The sequence below is a fragment of the Acidovorax sp. Leaf78 genome (genome assembly GCF_001422735.1).
Lineage (GTDB): Bacteria > Pseudomonadota > Gammaproteobacteria > Burkholderiales > Burkholderiaceae_C > Acidovorax.
The window spans coordinates 910,398-933,607 of sequence record NZ_LMLZ01000020.1 but is presented as its reverse complement, the minus strand read 5'-3'; the positions used below and the strand labels follow the sequence as shown (position 1 = coordinate 933,607).

Here is a 23,210-nt window from a genome sequence, read left to right as displayed (position 1 = left end):
GATTCTTCGCTACTGACAACCTTTCAAGGATTTTCATGTCTCTGTTCACCGCCGTCGAAATGGCCCCCCGCGACCCCATCCTGGGCCTCAACGAGCAATTCAACGCTGACACCAACCCCAACAAGGTCAACCTGGGCGTCGGCGTTTATTTCGACGACAACGGCAAGCTGCCCCTGCTGCAGTGCGTGCAGGCCGCAGAAAAGACCATGATGTCCGCCCCCACCGCCCGCGGCTACCTGCCCATCGACGGCATCGTGGCGTATGACAACGCCGTCAAGAGCCTGGTGTTCGGCGCCGACAGCGAACCAGTCACGTCCGGCCGCGTGGCCACCGTGCAGGCCATCGGCGGCACCGGCGGCCTGAAGATCGGCGCTGACTTCTTGAAGAAGGTCAGCCCCAACGCCAAGGTACTGATTTCCGACCCCAGCTGGGAAAACCACCGCGCCCTGTTCACCAACGCCGGCTTCGAAGTTGACACCTACGCTTACTACGACGCTGCCAAGCGCGGCGTGAACTTCGAAGGCTTCCTGGCCAGCCTGAACGCCGCCGCTGCCGGCACCATCGTCGTGCTGCACGCCTGCTGCCACAACCCCACCGGCTACGACATCACCCCCGAGCAGTGGGACCAAGTGGTTGCCGCCGTCAAGGCCAAGAACCTCACGCCATTCCTCGACATGGCCTACCAGGGCTTTGGCCACGGCATTGCCGAAGACGGCGCCGTGATCCAGAAGTTCGTAGCCGCCGGCCTCACGTTCTTCGTGTCCACCTCGTTCTCCAAGAGCTTCAGCCTGTACGGCGAGCGCGTGGGCGGCCTGTCGGTGCTGTGCACGGACAAGGAAGAAGCCTCCCGCGTGCTGAGCCAGCTCAAGATCGTCATCCGCACCAACTACTCCAACCCACCCATCCACGGTGGTGCGGTGGTGGCTGCGGTCCTGAACAACCCCGAGTTGCGCGCACTGTGGGAGAAAGAACTGTCCGAAATGCGCGTGCGCATCAAGGCCATGCGCCAGAAGCTGGTCGACGGCCTGAAGGCCGCCGGCGTGAAGCAGGACATGAGCTTCATCACAACGCAAATAGGCATGTTCAGTTACTCGGGCCTCTCCAAGGACCAGATGGTCCGCCTGCGCAATGAGTTCGGCGTGTACGGTACCGATACCGGCCGCATGTGCGTGGCTGCGCTGAACAGCAAGAACATCGACTACGTCTGCCAGTCGATTGCCAAGGTGGTCTGAGTTGGATACGGGAGCGGCGCTCGAGCGCCGCTTTGTGACCGAAGCGCTCCAGAACCCGCACAACGCGGCCATTCTGGAGCGTTTGCCACTTCTGGGCCTGCCGGATGCCTGGCTGGTCGCGGGCTGCCTGTTCCAGACGGTATGGAACCTGCGCTCCGGGTGGGCGTCCACTGCGCACATCAAGGACTACGACCTGTTCTACTTCGACGCTGCAGACCTGTCGGAGGACGCGGAACATAGCGTGCAGGCCCGCGTCACTGCCCTGTTTTCGGACCTGCCGATCACGGTGGAAGCCAAGAACCAGGCCCGGGTGCATCTTTGGTACGAGCAATGGTTCGGGTTTCCCTACGACGCACTGCAGTCGTCGCGCGCCGGCATCGAGCGGTTTCTGGTGCCGTGCACCTGTGTGGGCCTGCAACCGGGCGCAACGCCAGCCTTGCCGATGCTGTATGCGCCCTATGGGCTGGCGGAACTTTACGCGGGCACTTTGCGGCCCAACCCTCTGTGTCCGCACCTGCCGCTTTTTGAAGCCAAGGCCTCAAGCTACCGCGACCGGTGGCATTGGCTTACCATTCAAGGCACGGCAGCCAAGTCCACCGCAGCCAGCAAGGGCGCTCCATGATCCGGCAACGCAAGCCCTTTACAGGGCGCTGATCAGGCCAGCACGCGGCGCTTGCGCAACTGCACCAACGTGATGGCCAGCACAATGCGCATCAAGATGGACAGGGCGGCCACATACATGCCCACCTTCATCAACTCACGCTCCCGCAGCTTGGCGACCTCCTGCCGTTGGTTCAGCAGCGACTTTTCGGTGCGCACTACTTCCTGTACTTCAGCGCGCACGGCGTCCATGAGCTGCTTGCCTTGGCCCATGGCGATCCTCGTTCCTGCGGAGGCAAAGCCATCCTGGCGACGCAGTGCGATCACCTCGCGCAGTTCACCGAGCTTGTCATCGATCAACACCTCGAGCCGGTCCATCTGAGAGTTCTGAATCGCGCTGCCCACCAGCAGCTGTCTGAGGCGCGCAAACGTCGGCCCGGCGGCCTCGACCGCCTGTTGGTAGGGATCGAGATAACTGTCGTCTCCTGTGATGACGAAGCCGCGCTGGCCGGTCTCGGCGTCCTGCAGCAGGATGAACAGCTGGTTGACCTCGCCCAGGACCCTGTGGGTGTAGTCCACCTGAGAACGGCTCTGCACCAATTGCTCGTGGAAATGATAGGAAAGGTAGGTTCCCAGCAGCACCACCATGGTCATCGGCAATGCCGAGAAAACCGACCACACCATCACGCGGCGGGGAGGAACCTTGAGGCGGCGGCTGCGCAAGCTGCCAAGTTTGCGCAAGGGCTTGGCGAATGAACGCATCAACGAACGTGCCAGGCCACGCACTGCGGAAGACTGTGGCAGCTGAAGAGGCATGGCGTGATCGGTAGAGGTAAAGGCAAAGAAAAGGGTGACGCCAAGGTCCGCAGCCATCCATTCGACGCTGCAGATCAACACTGCTGAATGCACGATATGGCGGCCCGCAGGGCCGGCGGGTCGGCTGTCAACCTGACGCCTTGTAGTCCCGGCAGCGTAGCCATGGACCGGTAGCTCAATGTGCTTTGCCGATGACCGGGAGGCATGGAGTCCTAGCGTGCAGATGTGAAAGCGGGGCCCTGGGGAACGCGTGATCTGAACGAACGGTTGAAAGCTGGATATGGAGCCGAACCGAGCCCAGCCGAGCGAGCCCGTGCCCGTACTGCGTTCTGGCTATATGGACGCCTCGGCAACGTCCGTAGAGCCAAGTTCGAGGCGTCAATGATGGTATTGCCCGCCAGGGCAATTGGACAGCCATCCACCCCGGGTTCTGAGCCTCAGTGCCGATGGAAGGCGTTGCCCTTCAGCATGGGACGTACGCAGCGCTCGCTACAGCCAGGCTTCGAAGACCGTCGCCCTGGGCGGTTGCGCGCCACGCCGCCCGCCCCTACGCACCTGACCGCTCAACCCCACCACACCGACCGCATCGAGATCGACGCCGACTGGTAGCCCGTGTTGAAAAACCGCGGCATCTCGCTGGACTCCACCGCGCCCGCTGCGTACAGCAGAGGCAGATAGTGCTCGTGCGTAGGGTGCGCCTGCTGGGCCACAGCGCCCAGCTTCTGAAAGTCCTGCAGGGCTCCCAGCTGGCCCTTCCTGATCTGGTCCTGCACCACCGTGTCGAATTCGGTGGCCCAGTCGTAGGCCTCGTTGGCGGCAGAGCCGCGGCGCGATGCGCGCAGGTTGTGCACGATGTTGCCGCTGCCGACAATCAACACGCCGCGGTCGCGCAGGCCTTTGAGTTGCTGGCCCAGCGCGTAGTGCTCGGCCGGAGCTCGGCTGTAGTCCATGGACAGCTGCAGCACCGGAATGTTCGCTTTGGGGAACATGGGCTTGAGGACTGACCACGTGCCGTGGTCGAGCCCCCATTCGCCCTCGTCCACACCCAGCGCTGCGCCCGTGGCCGGCGACTTCAACTCTTGGGCAATACTGCGCGCCACCACAGGCGCACCCGGTGCGGGGTACTGCTGGTCGAACAGCGCCTGCGGAAAGCCGCCGAAATCATGAATCGTCTTGGGCTGCGCCATGCCGGTGACCTGCCAGCCGCCCCGCGTGAGCCAGTGGGCCGACACGCACAGAATGAGCTGCGGCTGCACCGCGCGCGCCATCAGCTCAGTGCCCGTGGCCTGCCAGCTGCGGCGCCAGGCGTTGTCTTCGATTGCATTCATGGGGCTTCCGTGGCCTACGAACAGCACGGGCATGCGTGGCGACGGCTTCAAGGCCTGCAACTGGGGCAATGCGGCGGCATGGCTCAAAGATGTCATGGAGAAAGCTCCCGGAAATGTGGCCAGGCCGGCCAGGGCGGCCATTGAAGTTCTGCGTTGCATGGGTCAGGAAGCGTAACAAATTATGTATAACGCTGGAGGGAGCGCTTGCCGCTGCCAAAAGTTCCAACCGGTTTCGGCCTGGGGTGCCCTGCCCCACCGCCGGCGCCCTGTGCCACCCAACGCTACCGCCATGCCATCCATGACTGTTTCCACCGTGACGCCACAGGCCGCCACCCGGCCCCAGCCGCTTCGCAACACCCGCATCCTGAGCCTGGCGCTCAACCTTCCCGGCCCCGCTGCACTGATGCGCTGCGCCCACCTGGGCGCAGAGTGCACCAAGCTGGAACCACCTCCCGCGCCCGGCCAACCCAGCGCCGACCCCATGGGCATCTACAGCCCCGCCGCCTACGCCACGCTGCATGCGGGCGTGCGGGTGGTGCAGGCCCACCTCAAGACGCCTGAAGGGCAGGCAGCGCTGCATGAAGAGCTGGTGCGCACCGATGTGCTGATCACCTCCTTTCGGCCGTCGGCGCTGGCCAAGCTGGGCTTGGCATGGGATGCGCTGCAGGCGCGCTACCCGCGCCTGTCGCTGGTGCGCATCGTGGGCGCCGCGGCCGAACGGGCCGAGGAGCCGGGCCACGACCTCACCTACCTGGCCGACGCCGGGCTGGTGACAGGCACCGAGATGCCCCCCACCCTCTACGCCGACATGGGCGGTGCGCTAATGGCCAGCGAAGCCGTGCTGCAGGCACTGCTGGAGCGCGCCCACACCGGCAGCGGCGTGTGCATCGAAGTCGCGCTGGCCGACGCTGCCGCATGGCTGGCCCAACCCCGCGACTGGGGGCTGACCACGCCTGACGGTGACGTGGGCGGCCACCACGCGGGCTACCGCATCTACCCCTGTGCCGATGGCCGCGTGGCAGTGGCTGCGCTGGAGCCACACTTTGCCGCCCGCCTGTGTGCCGCCGCAGGCCTGCCCGCGATGGGCGATGCCGACGTGCTGCGCGCCGCAGCTACGCACCAGGCGGTAGCCCGGTTCCTGCTCAGCCAGACGCGTGCGCAGCTCGATACGCTGGCGGCTGCGCAGGACATTCCGCTGCACACCCTGGCCTGAGGCACCGACACCCGATGCAAAAGCAAGGCACCGTCATCCGCTGGGACGCCACGCGCGCTTTCGGCTTCATCCGCAGCCCCGGTACGTCGGCCGATGTGTTCTTTCATGTGCGCGACTTTCGTGGCAGCGCTCCACCCCGTGAAGGCCTGGCCGTCCAGTACGAAGAGATCCACGTCGGCGGCAAGGGACCGCGGGCCATGGCGGTACAACCGACAGCGACGGAGCCATGGGCTGCGAGCGCCCGCACTGCGCGCGACGAGCCATCCCGCGGCCGCGCCGCACCGCATCAGCAGCAACATCAACATCAGCGCAGCCATGTGGGCCACACAGCGCGGGCCCCTCGGAGCCCACGGCGACGCCGACCACGGGAGGCTGCGGGCAGCCCGGCATCCGGCAGCCTGGCGCTACTGCTGACCTTCGGATGGCTTGCCCTGCTGGCCTGGGGTATCTGGACGCGCCAGCTGCCACTGGCACCGACGCTGGCCGCTGCGGTGGCAGTCAACGCCATCACATTCTGGGCCTACGCAGCCGACAAGAGCGCAGCCATCGACGGGCGCTGGCGCACCGCGGAAAGCCACCTGCACCTGCTCGGCCTGGCGGGTGGTTGGCCTGCCGCGTGGCTGGCCCAACAGGCCATGCGGCACAAGTCGAGCAAGCAGGATTTCCGCGCCGTCTACTGGGTGACCGTGGTGGTGCACTGCGCGGCACTGGTGGCATGGATCGCCGGGGTAGGACGCTAGCTGCCACCGTGTGCCGTGGTGCATTGCTACACAATTAATAGCTGCTGGCGCTTACACATCAAGCGGGAGAGGCGATTTTCATCTCAAAAAACAGCCTGCTGACGGCAAAAAGGCCCACCGACCTACACGGCCTGCACCCGCGCCCGGTTTCAATCCAGAGAGTTCCAACACCACCGGGAGATGGCCATGAAACCTCTGATTCTTGATTCGTCCATGACCAACATGGGCGGTACCTTCTACCCCACCGGCCACGTATTTGCGCTGTTCCCAGACGAGGACTGCGTGCGCCAGGCTGCTGCGGCCTTGCAGGCTGCTGGCCATACGGGCGATGCAGCCTATGCGAGCCCCGATGTCATCCTGCAGGACATCGTGCGCACCCTGGGCACAGCCGATGCACCCCTGCCCTCCGTCGGCGCCGAAGGCGACATGGTCCGCCGCATTGCCGACCTGGCCGGCACCGGCCACCACGGCATGCTGGTGAAAATGGACGACAAGGACAACGCAGATGCGCTGGTGTCCGCCATCACCCCGGAGGGCGCGGTGGCTGCCTTTTACTACCGCACGTTCATCATCGAAGACCTGGTCACGCCGGCCCTGCCGGATGACCAGCAGTCCGTGGTGGTGGGCACGCGCGCCGCTTCGCCGTCGCCGTAAGACTTATTGCATTCCACCCCGTGGGGCGAAGGCAAGCGCTTTCAAACCTCACGCACCGGCCCAGCGCAGACAACCTGCCCTGGGCTTTTTCTTTGGGCCCCCACGCGTTGCCTCGGCTGCGCGCAGATCACGCTGGCCGGCGCCACGCTTTGCATGCATTTGCCGGATGATCGCTATATAGTGCGTTGATACCTCCTGGCGGTGCCCTTGCGCCAGTGAGCCTTCGGAAGGTGGCGCCTGCATGGCCCAGGCCCCTCGCGCGAGGTGGCCGCACAAAAGCCTAGGCGCCTTGGCACCCGGTGGGAGATCAATCGATGGATGCATTGCAGTCCGGTGAGCGAAGTCCCCTGCAGCTGACGTTGCGGCTGAACTGGCCCTTCATTGCGATGGTGCTGCTGCTGGCCGCCTGCGCCACGGCCAGCCTGTATGTGCTGTCCACCGTGCGGGCCTTCGTGGCTGGCGAGAGCCTGTGGACCAAAGGGCAAAAAGATGCCATCTACTACCTGGGTCAATACGCCGCCAACGGATCGCCCCATGCTTTCGACAGCTTCACGCAGGCGATGGAAGTCCCTTTGGGTGATCGCGCGGCCCGCCTGGCCTTGCAGCCGGGACAGGTGCAGGTGGCGTTGGCACGCGAAGGTTTTGCGCGCGGCGGCAACCACCCGGACGATATCGACAGCCTGATCTGGCTGCTGCGGTACTTCCACCAATTCGACATCGTGCAAAAGCCGTTGGCGTTCTGGCTGGTGGGCGACGAATACATCAGCGCGCTGCGCGATTTGTCGCACGAGATCCGCCACGAGACCGAGCTGGGCCAGGTGGACGAGATCACCCGGGTGCACTGGCAAGCCACGATCCGCGACATCAACGCCGGCGTGACCCCCGTTGCCCGCGGGTTCAGCGAGGCGCTGGGCAACAGCTCGCGCCGCATCGTGCTGCTGCTGATGTGGCTCAACGGCGGCATGGCGGCCACGTTGATTGTGTTGACGCTATGGCACACCCACACCCTGCTCACCCAGCGCCGCCGCGCCGAGCGCGCCCTGAGCGCCGAGCGCGAACAGGCGCGCACCACGCTCACGGCCATCGGCGACGCAGTGATCACCACCAACGTCCATGGCCAAATCGTCTACATGAACCCCGCGGCGGAACATCTGCTGGGGCATGCTGCATCGCAGGCTGCCGGGCGGCCACTCGAAGATGTCCTGAAATTCGACAGCGACGGGCGCAGCGCGGCGACTGCCGCCACCTTGGTAGCAGACATCCTGGCCACCCCCAGCAACGACTACGGAAACGACTACCGCAATAGACATAGCGACGATGGCGGGGACGCCAGCGAAGGCACCCATGGCCCCCTGCAAGACCCCTCCCACCACCACACCATCGTGCGGCCCGACCAGACGGTGGTGCCCACCAAGCTCATGGCCTCTGCCTTGCGCCAGCATGGCACGGTGACCGGCGCAGTGCTGGTGCTGCACGACGTCACGCGCGAGCAGCAGTACGTGGAGCAACTGTCCTGGCAGGCGAGCCACGACGCACTGACCGGCTTGGTGAACCGGCGCGAGTTCGAACTGCGCCTGGAAGCCCTGCTCCACCGCCCACGCCAGCCGGGCCGCGAGGGGTCGCTGCTGTACGTAGACATGGACCAATTCAAGCTCATCAACGACACCTGCGGCCACCAGGCCGGCGACGAGATGCTGCGGGAGGTCTGCCGCATGCTGCAAAGCCACCTGCGCGATGGCGACACCCTCGCAAGGCTGGGTGGCGACGAGTTCGGCATCCTGCTGAAAGACTGCCCCGCGGGGCCCTCGGCACGCATTGCCGAACAGCTGCGCCAGGCCGGCCAGGACCTGCGCCTGACGTGGGAGGGCGAGCAACTGACCACCGGCCTGTCCATCGGCATGGTGCAACTCATCCCTGCGCTCACCTCCATCCAGGAGGCCATGCGCGTGGCCGACATGGCCTGCTACCGCGCCAAGGAAGGCGGGCGCAACCGCGTGTTTATCTACCAGCCCGAAGACATCGAGATGACCCGGCGCGAAGGCGACATGGACTGGGTGAGGCGCCTGCGCCTGGCACTGGAGCATGGGCAATTCCAGTTGCACGCCCAGACCATCCGTGCGCTGCAGACCCGGGGCGACGAAGGCTTGCACATGGAGGTGTTGCTGCGCCTGCGCGAAGAAAACGGCGAGCTGGTGTCGCCAGGCACCTTCATTCCGGCCGCCGAGCACTACGGGATGATGCCGTCCATCGACCGCTGGGTCATCCGCCACACGCTGCAGGCACTGGCCCGCCACCAGCGCACGCCCGGTGCGCGGGCGCTGCACACCTGCGCCATCAACCTCTCAGGCACCAGCCTGGGGGACGACAGCCTGCTTAAGTACATCCGCACCGCCCTCACCGAGTCGGGGCTCGACCGCGCGCTGCTGTGCTTTGAGATCACCGAAACCAGCGCCATATCGCACCTGCCCAACGCAGTGCGCCTGATGAAAGAGCTGCAGCAGCTCGGGTGCCGGTTCGCACTGGATGATTTTGGTGCCGGCATGTCGTCGTTCACCTACCTCAAGCACCTGCCGGTCAACTACCTCAAGATCGACGGTGCCTTCGTGAAGGACCTGCTGCACGACCCGACCAGCCGCGCCATGGTGGAGATGGTCCACCGCATCGGCCACGTGATGGGCAAAGAGACGATTGCCGAGTTTGCCGAGTCCGACGCCATCGTGGATGCGTTGCGCACCATCGGCGTGGACTATGCCCAGGGCTACGCGGTGGCCAAGCCCGTGCCGCTGGAGCAATTGCTGGGGACGGCGGCGCCTACCGGGCTTTCTTGAATGCCTTGCCGTTGCCCTTGCCTGCACCAGAGGGTGCAGGCCGGCCTGCGGGCGCCGTACCAGAGCCCGTCACACGCGGCGGCAGGCCCGTGTGCTGCGTCAGAATGCGGCCCTTGGTCGGCTGCTGCACGCTGCGCGATGCGGGCACCACGGCAGCCTTGGCGCCGGTGGGGGTCGAATTCTTGCGGCGGGCGCTCTGGTAGCCGCCATCAGTCAGCGGCTGGAAGGTCGGGATCAAATGGTGCTTGCCATTGCCGATCAAATCGGCCCGGCCCATGGCTTTGAGCGCATCGCGCAGCAGGGGCCAGTTGTTCGGGTCGTGGTAGCGCAAAAAGGCCTTGTGCAGGCGGCGGCGCTTGTCGCCACGCACGATGTCCACCGCCTCGCTGTCGCGCGTGATCTTGCGCAGCGGGTTCTTGTTGCTGTGGTACATGGCTGTGGCCGTGGCCATGGGGCTCGGGTAGAAGGTCTGCACCTGGTCGGCGCGGAAACCGTTCTTTTTGAGCCAGATGGCGAGGTTCATCATGTCCTCGTCGCTGGTGCCCGGGTGCGCGGCGATGAAGTACGGGATCAGGAACTGCTTCTTGCCCGCCTCTTCGCTGAACTTCTCGAACATCTGCTTGAACTTGTCATAGCTGCCGATGCCCGGCTTCATCATCTTGGTGAGCGGGCCCTGCTCGGTGTGCTCGGGCGCGATCTTGAGGTAGCCGCCCACGTGGTGCTGCACCAGCTCCTTCACGTACTCGGGACTCTTCACGGCCAGGTCGTAGCGCAGGCCCGAGCCGATCAGGATCTTTTTGATGCCCTTCAAGGCACGGCCGCGGCGGTAGATCTTGATCAGCGGGTCGTGGTTGGTGCCCAGGTTGGAGCAGATGCCGGGGTACACGCAGCTGGGCTTGCGGCAGGCGGCCTCGATCTCGGGGCTCTTGCAGCCCAGGCGGTACATGTTGGCCGTGGGGCCGCCCAGATCGCTGATGGTGCCGGTGAAGCCGCTCACCTTGTCGCGGATGTCCTCGATCTCCTGGATGATGGAATCCTCGGAGCGGCTTTGGATGATGCGGCCTTCATGCTCGGTGATGGAGCAGAAGGTGCAGCCGCCAAAGCAGCCGCGCATGATGTTCACGCTGAAGCGGATCATCTCCCACGCGGGGATCTTGGTGCCGTGGTCGTGGCTGCCGTTCTCGTCGGCGTAGCTCGGGTGCGGGCCGCGCGCGTAGTGCAGGTCGAACACGTAGTCCATCTCGGCCGTGGTCAGCGGGATGGGCGGCGGGTTGATCCATACGTCGCGGGCGGTCACGCCCTCGCCATGGGCCTGCACCAGGGCACGGGCGTTGCCGGGGTTGGTCTCCAGGTGCAACACGCGGTTGGCGTGGGCGTACAGCACCGGGTCGCTCTTGACCTGCTCGTAGCTGGGCAGGCGGATCACGCTCTTGTCGCGCGGCGGCACCTTGAGCTTGGCCTTGAGCGCCGGGTTGGCGACGAACTGGATGGGCTGGATCGCAGGATTGGGGCTGTTTTGGCCGCTACCGCTTGCTGCGCCTGCGCCAGCAGCTATCGAATCAGGAGCATCGTCCTTGCTGCAGGTGCTGCCCTGCGCGGCGGCCTGCTCGCTGGTCGTCATGTAGGGGTTGACGTGCGCCTCCACGCGGCCGGGTTCGTCCACGCTGGTGGAGTCGATCTCGAACCAGCCCTTGCCCGTCTCGTCGTCAGGCCGGCGCACGAAGGCGGTGCCACGCACGTCGGTGATGGTCTCGACCGGCTCGCGCGCCGCGATGCGGTGCGCCACTTCGACCAGGGCGCGCTCGGCGTTGCCGTACAGCAGCAGGTCGCACTTGGCGTCCACCACGATGGAGCGGCGGACCTTGTCGCTCCAGTAGTCGTAGTGGGCAATCCGGCGCAGGCTGCCTTCGATGCCGCCCAGGATGATGGGCACGTCCTTGTAGGCCTCGCGGCAGCGCTGGCTGTACACGATGGCGGCGCGGTCGGGACGCTTGCCGCCGATGTCGCCGGGGGTGTAGGCGTCGTCGCTGCGGATCTTCCGGTCGGCGGTGTACCGGTTGATCATCGAATCCATGTTGCCTGCCGTCACGCCCCAGAACAGGTTGGGTTTGCCCAGCACCTTGAAGGGCTCGGCGCTCTGCCAATCAGGCTGGGCGATGATGCCCACGCGAAAGCCCTGGGCCTCCAGCGTGCGGCCGATGACGGACATGCCGAAGCTCGGGTGGTCGACATATGCGTCGCCCGTGACGAGGATGATGTCGCAGCTGTCCCAGCCCAGCTTGTCCATCTCGGCGCGGCTCATCGGCAAGAACGGGGCCGTGCCAAAGCGCTTGGCCCAGTACGGGCGGTAGCTGGTCAATGGCTTTGCGGCGCGCGCAAAAAAGGAGACGTCGACGGGGGCGTTCATTCAGATGGGGAGCGCGGCCAGCCCATGTGCGATGGGGCCTCGTGGGGCGCGGCTGTGGTGGGTAACCCGCGATTTTACGTGAGTGGGCACTTTTTGTCGCCCTGAAAGCACTTCCCCCTGGCGCTGACAGGCTTGATCTACATCAGGCATATACTTGCCTCAGTCAATCAATTAAATGACAAAGGCAACCATGAGCGCAAATACGTCCAAGGCAGGCACCTCTTCTGCAGGTGCTGCGCCCACGCCGCCTGCCGCAACCATGCCCCCGGTAGGCCCGGAGGCCGTGAAAGCCGTGCGCCGGTTCAACCGGTTTTTTACCCGCCGCGTGGGTGTGCTGGACCCCTTCCTGGGCAGCGACCTGTCGCTGACCGATGTGCGCGTGCTGTACGAGCTGGCCCACCGCGATGGCCTGGTGGCCAGCGAACTGGCGCGGGACCTGGGCCTGGACGGGGGCTACCTGAGCCGCATCCTGCGTCGTTTTGAAGCGGCGGGCTGGATCAGCCGCAGCCCCAGCGCCCGGGACGCGCGCCAGAGCGTGTTGGTCTTGACTGCCGCAGGGCGCGATGCCTTCGAGCCGCTGCAGCAGCGATCGCGTGACGAAGCCGCCGCCCTGCTCGCCCCCCTGCCCCCGGCCCGGCGCCAGGAGGTGGTCGACGCCATGCAGCGCATCGAGGCCGTGCTGGAACCAACCAGCAGCGCCCCCGCCGCCAAGGTGGTCGTCCTGCGCGACCCCGTGCCGGGCGACATGGGCTGGGTGGTGCAACAGCATGGCGATATCTACTGGCGCGAGTACGGCTGGGACGCCCGCTTCGAGGCACTGGTGGCCGACATCGCCGCGCAGTTCGTGACCAAGTTCCAGCCCCAGTGGGAGCGCTGCTGGATCGCCGAGCTCGACGGCGAGCGCGTGGGCGCCGTGTTCGTGGTGCGCAAGTCCCCTACCGTGGCGCAGCTGCGCATGCTGATCCTGTCGCCCCAGGCCCGCGGGCTGGGCCTGGGCGCACGCCTGACCGACGAGTGCATTGCCTTTGCCCGCGCCAAGGGCTACAAGAAGATGGTGCTGTGGACCAACAGCTGCCTCGCAGCGGCCCGTGGCATTTACGGCAAACGCGGCTTCACGCGGGTCAAGTCAGAGCCCTACGAAGGGTTCGGGCAGCAGTTGGTCGGGGAGCATTGGGAGCTCAAGCTCTGAGCCAAGGCTGGGTCGCGGCTTGTGCCCGCCAGCCGCATGCCATCATCGCGCCAAGGCTTTCCGCCCTTTCACCCAATGACCGCCAGCACTGAAATCCTCATCCGCCCCGTCAGCGCCAGCGATGACCTGCAGCAACTGACCCACCTCATCCACTCGGCCTATGCGCCCCACGGCGCGCAGGGTCTGCGCTACTGGGGCACGCACCAGTCGGTGGAGGACACGGCCAAGCGCTATGCGTCCGGCCGCGGATTGGTGATGCTGGAAGGAAACAAGTACGTAGGGACCATCACCTTGCGGCCACCGCAGCGGGAGTCGCCGGTGGCGCTGTACCGCGATCCCGGTGTCTGGACGTTTTGCCAGTTCTGCATTTCGCCCGACGCCAAGGGACGGGGGTATGGCAAGCAATTGCACACCTACGCCACCGCGTTTGCGCAGCAGGCAGGTGCCAGCGTCATGGGCCTGGATACGGCCCAGCCTGCTTCGACACTGATTGCGATGTATGAATCTTGGGGCTACCGCGTGGTGGGCGAGTGCGACTGGAGGCCGCTGACCAACTACACCAGCGTGGTGATGTCACGCACGCTGGCCGAGGGTGCTTAGGCGCGAAGCCACGGCGGCACATGCACCGACCATCGGCTTACCACTCGCCGGTTTCGCGCACCCGTTGGGCCAGATCGGGCACCGTGTCGTCGAACACCGACTCGCCCACCAGGGGTGATGCCATGACCGCATCGCTAGCAGCGCTTTGCGCGGAGCGAGACATGAACCTGCCGAACACATGGCTGGTCAGGGTTTCGTGCAAAGGGGCGATGAGGGGAATGGCGAACATGGCGGTTCCTTTGTTCCGTCGGTGGGCTGAGTGCCGACACCGAGGTCGACATATCCGCTTTCGTCAAGCAACGTTGAAAGTTGAGAACTAAGTGTGACTGCTTCGAAAACTGTAGCGCGAGCTTAGATCGCCGCCACAAAAACAAAGTGTAGGAACAGACGCCATATTCCCGTGTGACCAAACGCACACTCCGTGGCTCTGTGTTACCAGCAAGGCCGAACAGGCGCTTGGGTGTTGCGTCCGTTCCACAAACGCGCACAGGTCGGCGTGGGTCGGCGCAGGTCGGTCGCTCGTCGGGGAAGCGGCGCGGCCCCCCGCGCCGTAAACTCGGCGCCCCATGCCTTACACCCTGGCTTCGCCTACGCACAGCGACATCACCATCAAGAAAAGCCGCTTCATCGGGTGCGTGCAACCGATGGCCGACCGGGCCAGCGCGCAGGCCGCCGTGAATGCCCTGTGGCAGCAACATCCCGGCGCGGCGCACATCTGCTGGGCGCTGCTGGCGGGCGGGCAGTCTGCCGCGGTGGATGACGGCGAGCCGAGCGGCACCGCCGGGCGCCCCATGCTGGACGTGTTGCGCCACCAGGACCTGGAGGGCGTGCTGGCCACCGTGGTGCGTTACTTCGGCGGCGTGAAGCTGGGCGCTGGCGGCCTCGTACGGGCCTACACCGATGCTGTAGCACAGGCTCTGCTCACTGCGCCCAAGGTGCCGTTGCAGCGCATGGCGACGCTGCAGTGCCAGGTGCCCTATGCACTCGAAGGCCTGCTGCGCCGCGAGATCGAGGCCGCAGCCGCCGAGCTGGGCGAGGTCGGCCACGGCTCGCTGGTCACCCTGCAGTTGCGGCTGCCGGAGATACAGGCAGCCGCCTTTGTGCGGCGCATCAACGACATCGGCCAAGGCCGCGTGGGATGGCTGGACGCGTAAGCGCCACAAATGCCTGTGCTCCTACACCCACCGGCGTCACACTACCGCACACTCCCCGCACCAAGGTTTGCCAAGGAGCCCACCCCATGAGCGAACCGCTCGACACCATCATCATTGGCGCCGGTACCGCCGGCCTGGCTGCCCTGCGCGAAGTGCGCAAACGCACGAGCCGCTACCTCATCGTGAACGACGGCCCCTGGGGCACCACTTGTGCCCGCGTGGGGTGCATGCCGTCCAAGACCCTCATCGAAGCCGCCAACGCCTTCCACCGCCGCCATGCGTTCGAAGAATTCGGGATACGCGGTGGCGATGCGCTGAGCGCCGACATTCCCGCCGTATTGCAGCGTGTGCGCGCCCTGCGCGACGACTTCGTGGCCGGCGTGATGAAAGCCACCGACAACCTGGGCCACGCCAGCATCTCGGGCCGCGCCACGCTGCTGGGGCCCGGCACGGTGGACATCGACGGCAAGGTCTACCAGGCCAAGAGCATCGTCATCGCCACCGGATCGCGCCCCAAGGTACCCGAGGAATGGCTCGCCTTCGGCGACCGCATGCTGACCACCGACACGCTGTTCGAACAAGCCACACTGGGCCCGCGGATCGCCGTGGTCGGCATGGGAGCCATCGGCGTGGAGCTGTCGCAGGCGCTGGCGCGGCTGGGCCTGCAGGTGGCCGCATTCAGCACGGGCGACACGCTGGCGGGGCTGAGCGACCCCGGCCTCAATGAAGAACTGGCCGCGCTACTCAAGAAAGACATGGTGCTGCACACCGGCGAACCCGCTCAGTTGCGCGAGGTGGCCGGCGGCATCGAGGTGTCCAGCGGCCCGAACCGGGTGGTGGTGGACCAGGTGATAGCCGCCATGGGGCGCACTCCCAACATCGAACACCTGGGGCTGGATACCCTGGGGGTACCGCTCGACAAGCGCGGCCTGCCGCAGGTCGACCCGAAAACGCTGCAGGTCGGCAGCCTGCGGGTGTTCATGCCCGGCGACGCCAACACGCAGGTTCCGCTGCTGCACGAGGCCGCGGACGAAGGCCACATCGCCGGCATGAACACCATGGCCGACACGCCCACGCGGTTCCAGCGCCGCACCCCGCTGGCCATCGTGTTCTGCGACCCTAACATTGCCACTGTGGGCCAGCGCCTGGAAGACCTCGACCCAACCCACACCGTGACGGGCACCGTGGGCTTTGCCGACCAGGGCCGCGCCCGGGCTGCCCTGCACAACCACGGGCGGCTGCTCGTCCATGCCGACAAGATCACCGGCCGCCTGCTGGGTGCCGAGCTGTGCGCACCCGACGGCGAGCACCTGGCACACCTGCTGGCGCTCGCCATCCATCGGGAGCTCACCGTGCAGTGCCTACTGGGGATGCCTATCTATCACCCCACGCTGGAGGAAGGCCTGCGCACGGCCCTGCGGGATGTGGCGCGCCAGTTGCCGGACGGATCGGCGTCCGACCTGGCCACATGTGGCGGTCTGGGCGTGCCTGCGCTCGACTGAGAGGGGCTCACAAAATTATTAGTGCCTGCGACGCAGCGCCTGGCAAGAACCGCTTCGCTGAGTTTTGTTATCCGCTCCAAGCTGCGGGGCCAGGGTGTCACACAAGGTAACAGGCCTCAAGTCTCGGCCTGACCTGCCGATACGGAACCATCAACCGAAGGAACCGCCATGGACGTCGCACTCGCCAACAGCATCGTCAGCACCGCCACCTCCCTGGCCAGTGCCAAGACATCGGACGCCCTGAACATGGTGGTGCTGAAGAAAGCGCTGGACATACAGGCCGTATCCGCCTCCACGCTGCTGGACGCCATGCAGCAGTCCATGCCCCAGCCGACGCTGGCCACATCTGGCACGCTGGGCACGCAGGTCAATACCTTCGCCTGAGCGCTGGCAGCAGTCGGCCGCTGCGGGTTTTCGGCGCAATGCGGCCGGTAGGGCGCTGTGCACAGCCCGGGGCGCCCGCTGCCTGAGCTAGCGCCAAACGCGCCCGGCCCCCGGTCCTTCGCTACCGCAGCCGCGCAGGCGACAGCGCCTCCGGCACCACCCCCTCACGCACCAATTCATCGCCCAGCGGCTCCCCGCGCAGCAGCTGGCACGCCAGCAGCGATGCGCCCGCCGCGCTCTGGATGCCGTAGCCGCCCTGCCCTGCCAGCCAGAAGAAGCGCGGCACGTGGTTGTCCCAGCCGATCACCATGTCGCCGTCCGGCACGAACGAGCGCAAGCCCGCCCAGGTGTGCGACGGGCGGCGAATCTGGAACCGTGTCATTTCTTCGATGTGATAGATGCCGGTGGCGACGTCCAGCTCTTCGGGCACCACATCGTGCGGGTGCGTGGGGTCGGCATTGGCAGGCGAGCCCAGCAGTTGGCCGGCGTCGGGCTTGAAGTAAAAGCTTTCGTCGATACCGATCACCGCAGGCCAGTTGCTGGCGTCCATGCCCTCTGGCACGGCAAAGGTGAAAGCCGTGCGGCGGCGCGGCTCCAGGCCGATGGGCGGCACGCCCGCCAGAGCGGCCACCACATCGGCCCAGGCCCCGGCGGCGTTCACGATGGCTCGGGCTTGCAGCGTGCGGCCATCGGCCAGGGTGATGTGCCAGATCTCGCCCACCCAGGCCAGGGCCGTGACTTCGGCGCTTGTCAGCACCTGCCCGCCGCGCTGGCGCAGGCCGCGCAGGTAGCCCCGGTGCAGGGCGTGCACGTCGATGTCGGCCGCTTCGGGCTCGCTCATGCCGGCCGCCACGGCGTCCGGCTTCAAACAGGGCAGCAGCGCCATCAGCGCCGCGTGGTCGACCCACTCGACATTGGGCGACGCTGCGCGGGCGTCGTCGTAGGCCTGCTGCAGCAGGTCGAGCTGTCCGGGCCCCGCAACGTACACCACGCCCCGCGGCGACAGGATGGGCGTGTCGCCAAACTCGGGCGGCGGCGCGTCGTAGAACCCGCGGCTCGCGCGGGTCAGCGCCTGGATGTTGGGCGTGCCGTAAGTCGCCATGTACAGCGCGGCCGACCGCCCGGTGGTGTGGTAGCCGGGCTGCGATTCGCGCTCCAGCAGCAGCACACGGGTTGCCGCGTCCGCATCGCCTGCGCTGGTGGCCGCGGCCGCCAGTTGCCAGGCCACGGAGGCACCGGCAATGCCCGCACCGATCACCACATGGTCGTATGTCACAGAGTCCATGGCCTGTCCTTCGTTGCCTTCATCCTGGTGCACTGGCGCTGGTCACACAGCCGACACCGCGCCCTGTGACGCCACCCGGTCTTCGCGCGGCAGGCTGCGCGCGTCCCGCGGGTCGGGCGCACCGGTCACGATGGAAGTCAGCGCGGGCTCGGCCTGCGCGCCCTGCAGCTTGAACAGGTCGGGGCGCGGCCGCGCCAACCCCGGGATACCCTTGAACGCCTGCTCCAGCGCGTGCCCCACGCCCAGCGTGTGCCGGTCTGCCCTGAAACGCCCGACGATCTGCAGGCCGAACGGCATGCCCGCGTCGTCCAGCCCGCATGGCAGGCTGAGCGCCGGGTGGGTGGTCAGCGTGGTCACATAGGTCAGCGCCAGCCAGCGGTAGTAGTTGGCCTGCGGCTCGCCGTTGATGTGGCTCGCGTACAGATGGGTCCACGCAAACGGCGACACCGGCGTTGTCGGCGCCAGAATTACATCGTAGTGCTCGTACAGCTTCTGGAACCGCGCCAGGATGCGCGTCTGCTCGGCCTGGGCCCAGGCGCTGTCGAGCAGCGTCATGGTGGCGCCCAGTTCGTAGTTGGCGCGGGTGTTGGGTCCCAGGCTGGCGGGGTCGCGCTCATACGCCTCGCGCGTGCTGGCCACGAAAGCCTCGGCGCGCAGCACGTCGAAGCAGCGGTGCACGTCGCCCAGGTCCACATCAATGGCGTCGCATCTGCCAAACAAGTGCTTCATGGCCTGCACCTTGCGGCGGAACACGGCGCGAATGCCGTCGTCCACGGCGCAGGCGCCGAAGTCTTCGGTGTACGCCACGCGCAAGCCGCCCAGGTCCACACCTTCGGGCAGCAGAAAGCTCATCGGGTCGAGCGGGTAGGTCAGCGGGTCGCCGGCCGACAGCCCGGCCGTGGCGGCCAGCTGCAGGCAGGCCTCTTCGACCGTGCGGCCCATGGGGCCCACCACCGAGATGGGCGTGAAGGCCAACAGCTTGCGCGAGCTGGGCACCACGCCGGGCGATGGCCGAAAACCCACCACGCCGCATTTGGCCGCCGGAATGCGCAGCGAGCCCCCTGTGTCCGACCCCGTGCACACGGGCAGCATGTCGCAGGCCAGCGCCGCGGCCGAGCCGCCCGAGGAGCCGCCTGCGTTCAGGTTGGGGTTGAACGGGTTGCCGGTGGCACCCCACACCGTGTTGCGCGAATTGGCGCCCGCACCCATTTCCGGGATGTTGGTCTTGCCGGTGACGATGGCGCCCGCCGCGCGCAGCCGGGCCACCAGCACATTGTCTTCGGCCGGGATGTTGCTGCGGTAGATCTCCGATCCGTAGGTTGTCAGCAGCCCGGCCGTGGCCTCCAGGTCCTTCACGCCCAGCGGCAGGCCGTGCAGCAGGCCCAGCGGCTCGCCGCGCAGCACGGCCTGCTCGGCGGCCTGGGCCTCGGTGCGGGCACGGTCGTAGCAGGTGGCGGTGATGGCGTTCACATGGGGGTTGAGGGCCTCGATGCGCTCGATGCAGGCATCGAGCAGCTCGACGGGCGATACCTCGCGGGTGCCGATGCGGTGGCGCAGTTCGTTGGCGGTCAGCTCGACCAGGGTGCTCTGGGTGCGCTGGGGGGTGTGGGTGCTCTGGGGGGTCATGTCAGGCTTGTCTCCTTGACTTGTTGATCTGTTGACTCTTTGAGGGGCAGGTTCAGTCTGCGGTGATGCTGGCGCGCTGGGCAATGGCCCGCATCAGCGGCAGCTCCTTGTCGATCAGCTCAGCCACCGCCTTGGACGAAGCATAGGCGGGTTCGAACCCCACGGCGATCATCCGGTTGCGGGTGTCCGGGTCTGACCCGACCTGCGCCAGGGTCAGCTCCAGCCGCGATTTGACCGCGGGCGGCAGGCCCCGCGGTGCCACCATGGCCAGCCATGTGTCCATCTCCAGGCCTGGGTAGCCGCTTTCGGCCAGCGTGGGCACCTTGGGCAGCAGGGCCGACCGCTTGCCGGCGGTGACGGCAATGGCCTTGATCTTGCCGTCCTTGAGCTGCGGCAGCGCGGCCGACACGGTGTCGACCGTGAGCGGAATCTGCCCGCCCATCAGGTCCGTCATGGCCGGTGCGCTGCCCTTGTAGGGCACGTGCTGGATCTTGAGCGCCGCCGCGTGGAAGAACATCTCACCCGCAAACTGCGAGGTGGTGCCTGCGCCGAACGAGCCGTACGAATACTTGTCGGGCGCGGCCTTGACCAGCGCCACGAACTGCTTCACGTCCGCCGCCGGCACGTCCTTGTTGGCCAGCAGGATCAGGCTGGTGCGCCCGGCGATGCCGATGGGCTCGAAGCTCTTGACCGGGTCGTACGGCAGCTTGGGGCGCACCGCGGGGTTCACGGTGAAGGTGGTGCCCGAGCTCATCAGCAGCGTGTAGCCGTCGGGCGCCGCCTTGGCCACGGCACTGGCACCGATGGTGGTGCCGGCCCCCGCGCGGTTGTCGATGACCACGCTTTGCCCCAGCAGGTCGCCCATCTTCTTGCCGATCAGCCGGCCCAGCACGTCGGTGGCGCCACCCGGCGGAAACGGGATCACGAGCGTGATCGGCTTGGCAGGGAAAGGACCGTCTTGCGCCATGGCGGGGGCCCACGCAGCGCCCCCAGGGCACAGATCACGGCAGACAAAAGCAGCTTCTTGCGGTTCATGGCGTTCTCTTCAAAGGTCAAGGGATTCAAGGGGTTGTCGGGACGGATTCGATGGGGTGCGAAGGCGGGATGTCAGTGCAATGGGCGGGCGCGAACAGCGTCAGCCACGGGCGGCCAGCAGGGCCCGCCCGCGCTGCACAAAGCCCTGGTACTGCGCATCGGGCACCAGCAGCCCGCCCGTCGTCCAGACCAGATGGGTGGCGTTGGGCAGCGCTGCGCCCACGCCTGTGCGGTGCAGCCAGGCCTGGCCCGCGTCGGTGCCGGTCAACATGCCCGGGCCACTGAAGCCCGCTGCCGCCGAGGGCTCGATCCGCTCGCCCAGTGCATCCAGCACCTGCACCAGGTGGGCAAACAAGGTGTCGTCTGCCACGGTAAACACGCCCGACAGCAGCGGCCCCATCAACTGCGCCGCCAGCAGGGACGCGCGGGGCACGGCCAGGCCGTCGGCCTCGGTCTGGTTGGTGAGGCCCCAGTCGTAGACCGAGGGGTGCGCCTGGCCACCAACCGACTGCGTGGCCTGATCCGCCAGCATCTGCACCATGAAGCACGGCGACTGCACCGGCTCGGCAAAGTAACAATGCACATGCGGCCCCAGCACCTGCCGCAGGCCAAACGCAATCCCTGCAGGAGCGCCGCCCACGCCGCAAGGCAGGTACACGATGAGCGGGTGCCCGGCGTCCACCACGATGCCCTGCTCTGCCAGTTGCGCGGGCAGGTGCAGGGCCGCTGCGCTGTAGCCCAGCAGCAGCGAGAAAGATTGCTCGTCGTCGACAAAGTGGCACAGCGGGTCGCTGCCCGCCTGCGCACGGCCGACAGCCACGGCGCGCTCGTAGTCGCCGGCATGCTCCACCACCTGCACGCCACGTTGGCGCAGGCGCTCTTTCTTCCATTCCTTGGCATCGGCCGACATGTGCACCGCGGCCCTGAAGCCCAAGGCCGACGCCACCACGCCAATGCTCAGCCCCAGGTTGCCGGTGGAGCCCACCGCCACCTGGTAGCGGCCCAGCACCGCGCGCGCCTGCGGGGTGGCCAGCGCGCAGTAGTCACCACCCGGCTGCACCAGGCCGTGCTGCAGCGCCAGCCCCTCCGCAAACTCCAGCACCTCGTGCATGCCTCCCCGGGCCTTGATCGATCCGGCCACCGGCAAACTGTGGTCCGCCTTGATGAACAACCGACCTTGGTCAGGCCCAATGCCCAATGCTGGCTGCAGCGCTGCGGCAGGCAGCACGGCAGATTCAACGACCCCGCCCGTGCCTGCCAACTCGGGAAACACCTGCGCCAGCAAACCTTCGAAGCGATGGAACCGCGCCGCAGCCTCCCGCGTATCATTCAAACTAATGGTGCGACCCAGTGCCTGAAGGGATGCAGGCGCCTGCAACAGCCGCACCGGGTTGGTCCACAGGCAAGGCTGGGCCTGGCGCAGGTGGGTCGATAGCAGCGGATCGATTCCCTTTAGGACTGACGGTTCGACCATGTATTCGGTTTCGGACATAGATGTTTGGGCGGCAGTGGCACACCGTGGGCGGGCAGGTGCTTGTCGCACCCCGGGCCCACGCACTGCAGCATTCTTCGCCTGTCACTCGCTTGTCACAACGCATTTATAGTGACGAAGACATTAGCCAAAGTAATGGACATTCGACTTTCTCCCTCTCTGCTCGCCTGGCTGCGCAGCTTTGATGCAGCCGCCCGCCACGGCAGCTTTACCAAGGCGGCGGCAGAGCTGTGCATCACCCAGGGGGCGGTCAGCCAGCAGGTCAAGCAGCTCGAAGACTGGCTGCGCCGCCCGCTATTCCTGCGCACCCCGCGCGCCCTGGTGCCCACGCCCGAGGGCCAATGGCTGGCCGTAGTGCTGCGCGAGAGCTTCACCGCCATCGAAAGCACCCTCGCCCAGATGCGCCAGCCGCCGGAGTCCGCCACCGCCACGCTCAGCTGCTCGCCGTCGTTCGCCATGAGCTGGCTCACACCCCGGCTGGGTGAGTTCTTTCGGCAGTATCCGAGCCTGGGTCTGCGCGTTTTCGGGGAGTTCCACACGCTGGACCGCACCCGCATGGTGCGAGACGGCATCGAGGCTGCCGTGCGCTTCGACCTGGGTGGCTACCGCGACCTGAGCGCCACCGTGTTCCTGGACGAATGGCTCATCCCGGTGGCCAGCCCCGCCTTCCTAGCCCGCAACCCGCCCATCACCACGCCAGGGGACCTGCAGGGCGACTGGCTGCTGCACGACAGCAGCGCCTGGGACGGCGCGGACACCTACGAAGAGTGGCAGCACTGGTTCACCCAAGTGGGCGCCGCGCCACCACCCTGGGCGGGTGGTCAGCAGTTCAACCTGTCGCAACTGGCGCTGGGCGCGGCCCTGGCCGGCCAGGGCATCGCGATGGGCCGAGCCGCGCTGGTGGTGCAGGACGTGAAGGCCGGGCGTCTGGTGCCTGTGTTGGCCCAGAGCGTGTTGTCGCGTGCGGCATATTCGTTTGTGACCACCGCACACCCCAGCCCGGCGATGGACCAGGTGCGGGAGTGGCTGGTGGACGAGGCGCAGCGGTTTTGCGAGGAGCGTCGCTCCACTTTTAATAGCATAAAAATCAATATGGGCGAGCGGTAGGAGCGTATTGCGCGCACA

Annotated in this window: 19 protein-coding genes and 1 pseudogene; 12 read left to right on the top strand and 8 right to left on the bottom strand. The window is 66.6% G+C overall.

What is annotated here, in order from left to right; all coding sequences use genetic code 11:
• The first annotated feature begins 35 nt into the window (after window positions 1-35).
• Window positions 36-1,232 carry an amino acid aminotransferase gene (locus tag ASF16_RS15690; RefSeq protein ID WP_056168856.1) on the top strand — a complete coding sequence of 399 codons (1,197 nt, stop codon included), beginning with the start codon at window positions 36-38 and terminating at the stop codon, window positions 1,230-1,232.
• Window positions 1,233-1,266: 34 nt separating this feature from the next.
• Entirely contained in the window at window positions 1,267-1,854 is a 588-nt protein-coding gene (locus ASF16_RS15685; protein ID WP_235507390.1) for a nucleotidyltransferase family protein, read from the top strand.
• Between the two features lie 32 nt (window positions 1,855-1,886).
• Here the strand turns inward: ASF16_RS15685 and ASF16_RS15680 are convergent, their stop codons facing one another.
• A complete protein-coding gene (locus ASF16_RS15680; RefSeq protein ID WP_156372086.1) occupies window positions 1,887-2,705 on the bottom strand; it encodes a CHASE3 domain-containing protein in 819 nt (272 codons plus the stop codon).
• A gap of 506 nt (window positions 2,706-3,211) precedes the next feature.
• Complete coding sequence (ygiD, locus tag ASF16_RS15675) at window positions 3,212-4,117, bottom strand: 4,5-DOPA dioxygenase extradiol (protein WP_056168847.1); 906 nt, start codon at window positions 4,115-4,117, stop codon at window positions 3,212-3,214.
• A 157-nt stretch (window positions 4,118-4,274) separates the two neighbouring features.
• On the opposite strand from ygiD, the gene ASF16_RS15670 reads away from it, so the two are divergent.
• The 4 genes from ASF16_RS15670 (at window position 4,275) to ASF16_RS15655 (ending at window position 9,411) form a co-directional block, all read left to right on the top strand.
• Window positions 4,275-5,189 (top strand): CoA transferase, encoded by a 915-nt coding sequence (locus tag ASF16_RS15670; RefSeq protein WP_056168844.1) that lies wholly within the window; start codon window positions 4,275-4,277, stop codon window positions 5,187-5,189.
• Window positions 5,190-5,203: 14 nt separating this feature from the next.
• On the top strand, window positions 5,204-5,929 hold the full coding sequence (locus ASF16_RS15665) for a cold shock and DUF1294 domain-containing protein (RefSeq protein WP_056168840.1): 726 nt from the start codon (window positions 5,204-5,206) through the stop codon (window positions 5,927-5,929).
• 186 nt (window positions 5,930-6,115) lie between these two features.
• On the top strand, window positions 6,116-6,583 hold the full coding sequence (locus ASF16_RS15660) for a hypothetical protein (RefSeq protein ID WP_056169365.1): 468 nt from the start codon (window positions 6,116-6,118) through the stop codon (window positions 6,581-6,583).
• A gap of 314 nt (window positions 6,584-6,897) precedes the next feature.
• Entirely contained in the window at window positions 6,898-9,411 is a 2,514-nt protein-coding gene (locus tag ASF16_RS15655) for an EAL domain-containing protein (RefSeq protein ID WP_235507389.1), read from the top strand.
• Here ASF16_RS15655 and ASF16_RS15650 read toward each other — a convergent pair.
• Window positions 9,395-11,818 (bottom strand): YgiQ family radical SAM protein, encoded by a 2,424-nt coding sequence (locus ASF16_RS15650; protein WP_056168838.1) that lies wholly within the window; start codon window positions 11,816-11,818, stop codon window positions 9,395-9,397. The two genes, ASF16_RS15655 and ASF16_RS15650, sit on opposite strands and share 17 nt — an antisense overlap.
• Before the next feature lie 259 nt (window positions 11,819-12,077).
• Here ASF16_RS15650 and ASF16_RS15645 point away from each other — a divergent pair, with 259 nt between their 5' ends.
• Both ASF16_RS15645 and ASF16_RS15640 read left to right on the top strand, forming a co-directional pair.
• A complete protein-coding gene (locus ASF16_RS15645) occupies window positions 12,078-13,007 on the top strand; it encodes a bifunctional helix-turn-helix transcriptional regulator/GNAT family N-acetyltransferase (RefSeq protein WP_056168835.1) in 930 nt (309 codons plus the stop codon).
• A 75-nt stretch (window positions 13,008-13,082) separates the two neighbouring features.
• Entirely contained in the window at window positions 13,083-13,607 is a 525-nt protein-coding gene (locus ASF16_RS15640; RefSeq protein ID WP_056168832.1) for a GNAT family N-acetyltransferase, read from the top strand.
• A 37-nt stretch (window positions 13,608-13,644) separates the two neighbouring features.
• Here ASF16_RS15640 and ASF16_RS15635 read toward each other — a convergent pair whose 3' ends face one another.
• Window positions 13,645-13,836, bottom strand: a complete 192-nt coding sequence (locus tag ASF16_RS15635) for a hypothetical protein (RefSeq protein WP_056168829.1) — start codon at window positions 13,834-13,836, stop codon at window positions 13,645-13,647.
• Window positions 13,837-14,173: 337 nt separating this feature from the next.
• On the opposite strand from ASF16_RS15635, the gene ASF16_RS15630 reads away from it, so the two are divergent.
• The 3 genes from ASF16_RS15630 to ASF16_RS15620 all read left to right on the top strand — a co-directional run bounded on the left by ASF16_RS15630 (window position 14,174) and on the right by ASF16_RS15620 (window position 16,647).
• Window positions 14,174-14,761, top strand: coding sequence for a YigZ family protein (locus ASF16_RS15630; protein WP_056168827.1), 588 nt, complete (start codon window positions 14,174-14,176; stop codon window positions 14,759-14,761).
• Between the two features lie 86 nt (window positions 14,762-14,847).
• Window positions 14,848-16,263 (top strand): dihydrolipoyl dehydrogenase, encoded by a 1,416-nt coding sequence (locus ASF16_RS15625; protein WP_056168823.1) that lies wholly within the window; start codon window positions 14,848-14,850, stop codon window positions 16,261-16,263.
• A gap of 168 nt (window positions 16,264-16,431) precedes the next feature.
• Complete coding sequence (locus ASF16_RS15620; RefSeq protein WP_056168820.1) at window positions 16,432-16,647, top strand: YjfB family protein; 216 nt, start codon at window positions 16,432-16,434, stop codon at window positions 16,645-16,647.
• 121 nt (window positions 16,648-16,768) lie between these two features.
• Here ASF16_RS15620 and ASF16_RS15615 read toward each other — a convergent pair whose 3' ends face one another.
• The 4 genes and pseudogenes from ASF16_RS15615 to ASF16_RS15600 all read right to left on the bottom strand — a co-directional run bounded on the left by ASF16_RS15615 (window position 16,769) and on the right by ASF16_RS15600 (window position 22,067).
• The gene (locus ASF16_RS15615) at window positions 16,769-17,932 is read right to left on the bottom strand and encodes an FAD-binding oxidoreductase (protein ID WP_056169359.1); all 1,164 of its coding nucleotides are present in this window, start codon (window positions 17,930-17,932) and stop codon (window positions 16,769-16,771) included.
• 42 nt (window positions 17,933-17,974) lie between these two features.
• Window positions 17,975-19,558: an amidase gene (locus ASF16_RS15610; RefSeq protein WP_056168815.1), complete on the bottom strand. Its 1,584-nt coding sequence runs from the start codon at window positions 19,556-19,558 to the stop codon at window positions 17,975-17,977.
• Window positions 19,559-19,610: 52 nt separating this feature from the next.
• A pseudogene (locus ASF16_RS15605) lies at window positions 19,611-20,593 on the bottom strand (Bug family tripartite tricarboxylate transporter substrate binding protein).
• A 100-nt stretch (window positions 20,594-20,693) separates the two neighbouring features.
• Window positions 20,694-22,067 (bottom strand): D-serine ammonia-lyase, encoded by a 1,374-nt coding sequence (locus ASF16_RS15600; protein WP_056169355.1) that lies wholly within the window; start codon window positions 22,065-22,067, stop codon window positions 20,694-20,696.
• A gap of 153 nt (window positions 22,068-22,220) precedes the next feature.
• On the opposite strand from ASF16_RS15600, the gene ASF16_RS15595 reads away from it, so the two are divergent.
• On the top strand, window positions 22,221-23,192 hold the full coding sequence (locus ASF16_RS15595) for a LysR substrate-binding domain-containing protein (protein ID WP_056168811.1): 972 nt from the start codon (window positions 22,221-22,223) through the stop codon (window positions 23,190-23,192).
• Window positions 23,193-23,210: the final 18 nt, after the last annotated feature.

Excerpts from the sequence above, each read along its gene's own strand:
- ASF16_RS15620 (WP_056168820.1), top strand. The coding sequence starts at position 16,432 with ATGGACGTCGCACTCGCCAACAGCATCGTCAGCACCGCCACCTCCCTG.
- ASF16_RS15650 (WP_056168838.1), bottom strand. The coding sequence starts at position 11,818 with ATGAACGCCCCCGTCGACGTCTCCTTTTTTGCGCGCGCCGCAAAGCCA.
- ASF16_RS15670 (WP_056168844.1), top strand. The coding sequence starts at position 4,275 with ATGACTGTTTCCACCGTGACGCCACAGGCCGCCACCCGGCCCCAGCCG.
- ASF16_RS15610 (WP_056168815.1), bottom strand. The coding sequence starts at position 19,558 with ATGACCCCCCAGAGCACCCACACCCCCCAGCGCACCCAGAGCACCCTG.
- ASF16_RS15640 (WP_056168832.1), top strand. The coding sequence starts at position 13,083 with ATGACCGCCAGCACTGAAATCCTCATCCGCCCCGTCAGCGCCAGCGAT.
- ASF16_RS15665 (WP_056168840.1), top strand. The coding sequence starts at position 5,204 with ATGCAAAAGCAAGGCACCGTCATCCGCTGGGACGCCACGCGCGCTTTC.
- ASF16_RS15680 (WP_156372086.1), bottom strand. The coding sequence starts at position 2,705 with ATGGCTGCGGACCTTGGCGTCACCCTTTTCTTTGCCTTTACCTCTACC.
- ASF16_RS15595 (WP_056168811.1), top strand. The coding sequence starts at position 22,221 with ATGGACATTCGACTTTCTCCCTCTCTGCTCGCCTGGCTGCGCAGCTTT.
- ASF16_RS15600 (WP_056169355.1), bottom strand. The coding sequence starts at position 22,067 with ATGGTCGAACCGTCAGTCCTAAAGGGAATCGATCCGCTGCTATCGACC.
- ASF16_RS15635 (WP_056168829.1), bottom strand. The coding sequence starts at position 13,836 with ATGTTCGCCATTCCCCTCATCGCCCCTTTGCACGAAACCCTGACCAGC.
- ASF16_RS15615 (WP_056169359.1), bottom strand. The coding sequence starts at position 17,932 with ATGGACTCTGTGACATACGACCATGTGGTGATCGGTGCGGGCATTGCC.
- ASF16_RS15655 (WP_235507389.1), top strand. The coding sequence starts at position 6,898 with ATGGATGCATTGCAGTCCGGTGAGCGAAGTCCCCTGCAGCTGACGTTG.
- ygiD (WP_056168847.1), bottom strand. The coding sequence starts at position 4,117 with ATGGCCGCCCTGGCCGGCCTGGCCACATTTCCGGGAGCTTTCTCCATG.
- ASF16_RS15690 (WP_056168856.1), top strand. The coding sequence starts at position 36 with ATGTCTCTGTTCACCGCCGTCGAAATGGCCCCCCGCGACCCCATCCTG.
- ASF16_RS15645 (WP_056168835.1), top strand. The coding sequence starts at position 12,078 with ATGCCCCCGGTAGGCCCGGAGGCCGTGAAAGCCGTGCGCCGGTTCAAC.
- ASF16_RS15625 (WP_056168823.1), top strand. The coding sequence starts at position 14,848 with ATGAGCGAACCGCTCGACACCATCATCATTGGCGCCGGTACCGCCGGC.
- ASF16_RS15630 (WP_056168827.1), top strand. The coding sequence starts at position 14,174 with ATGCCTTACACCCTGGCTTCGCCTACGCACAGCGACATCACCATCAAG.
- ASF16_RS15660 (WP_056169365.1), top strand. The coding sequence starts at position 6,116 with ATGAAACCTCTGATTCTTGATTCGTCCATGACCAACATGGGCGGTACC.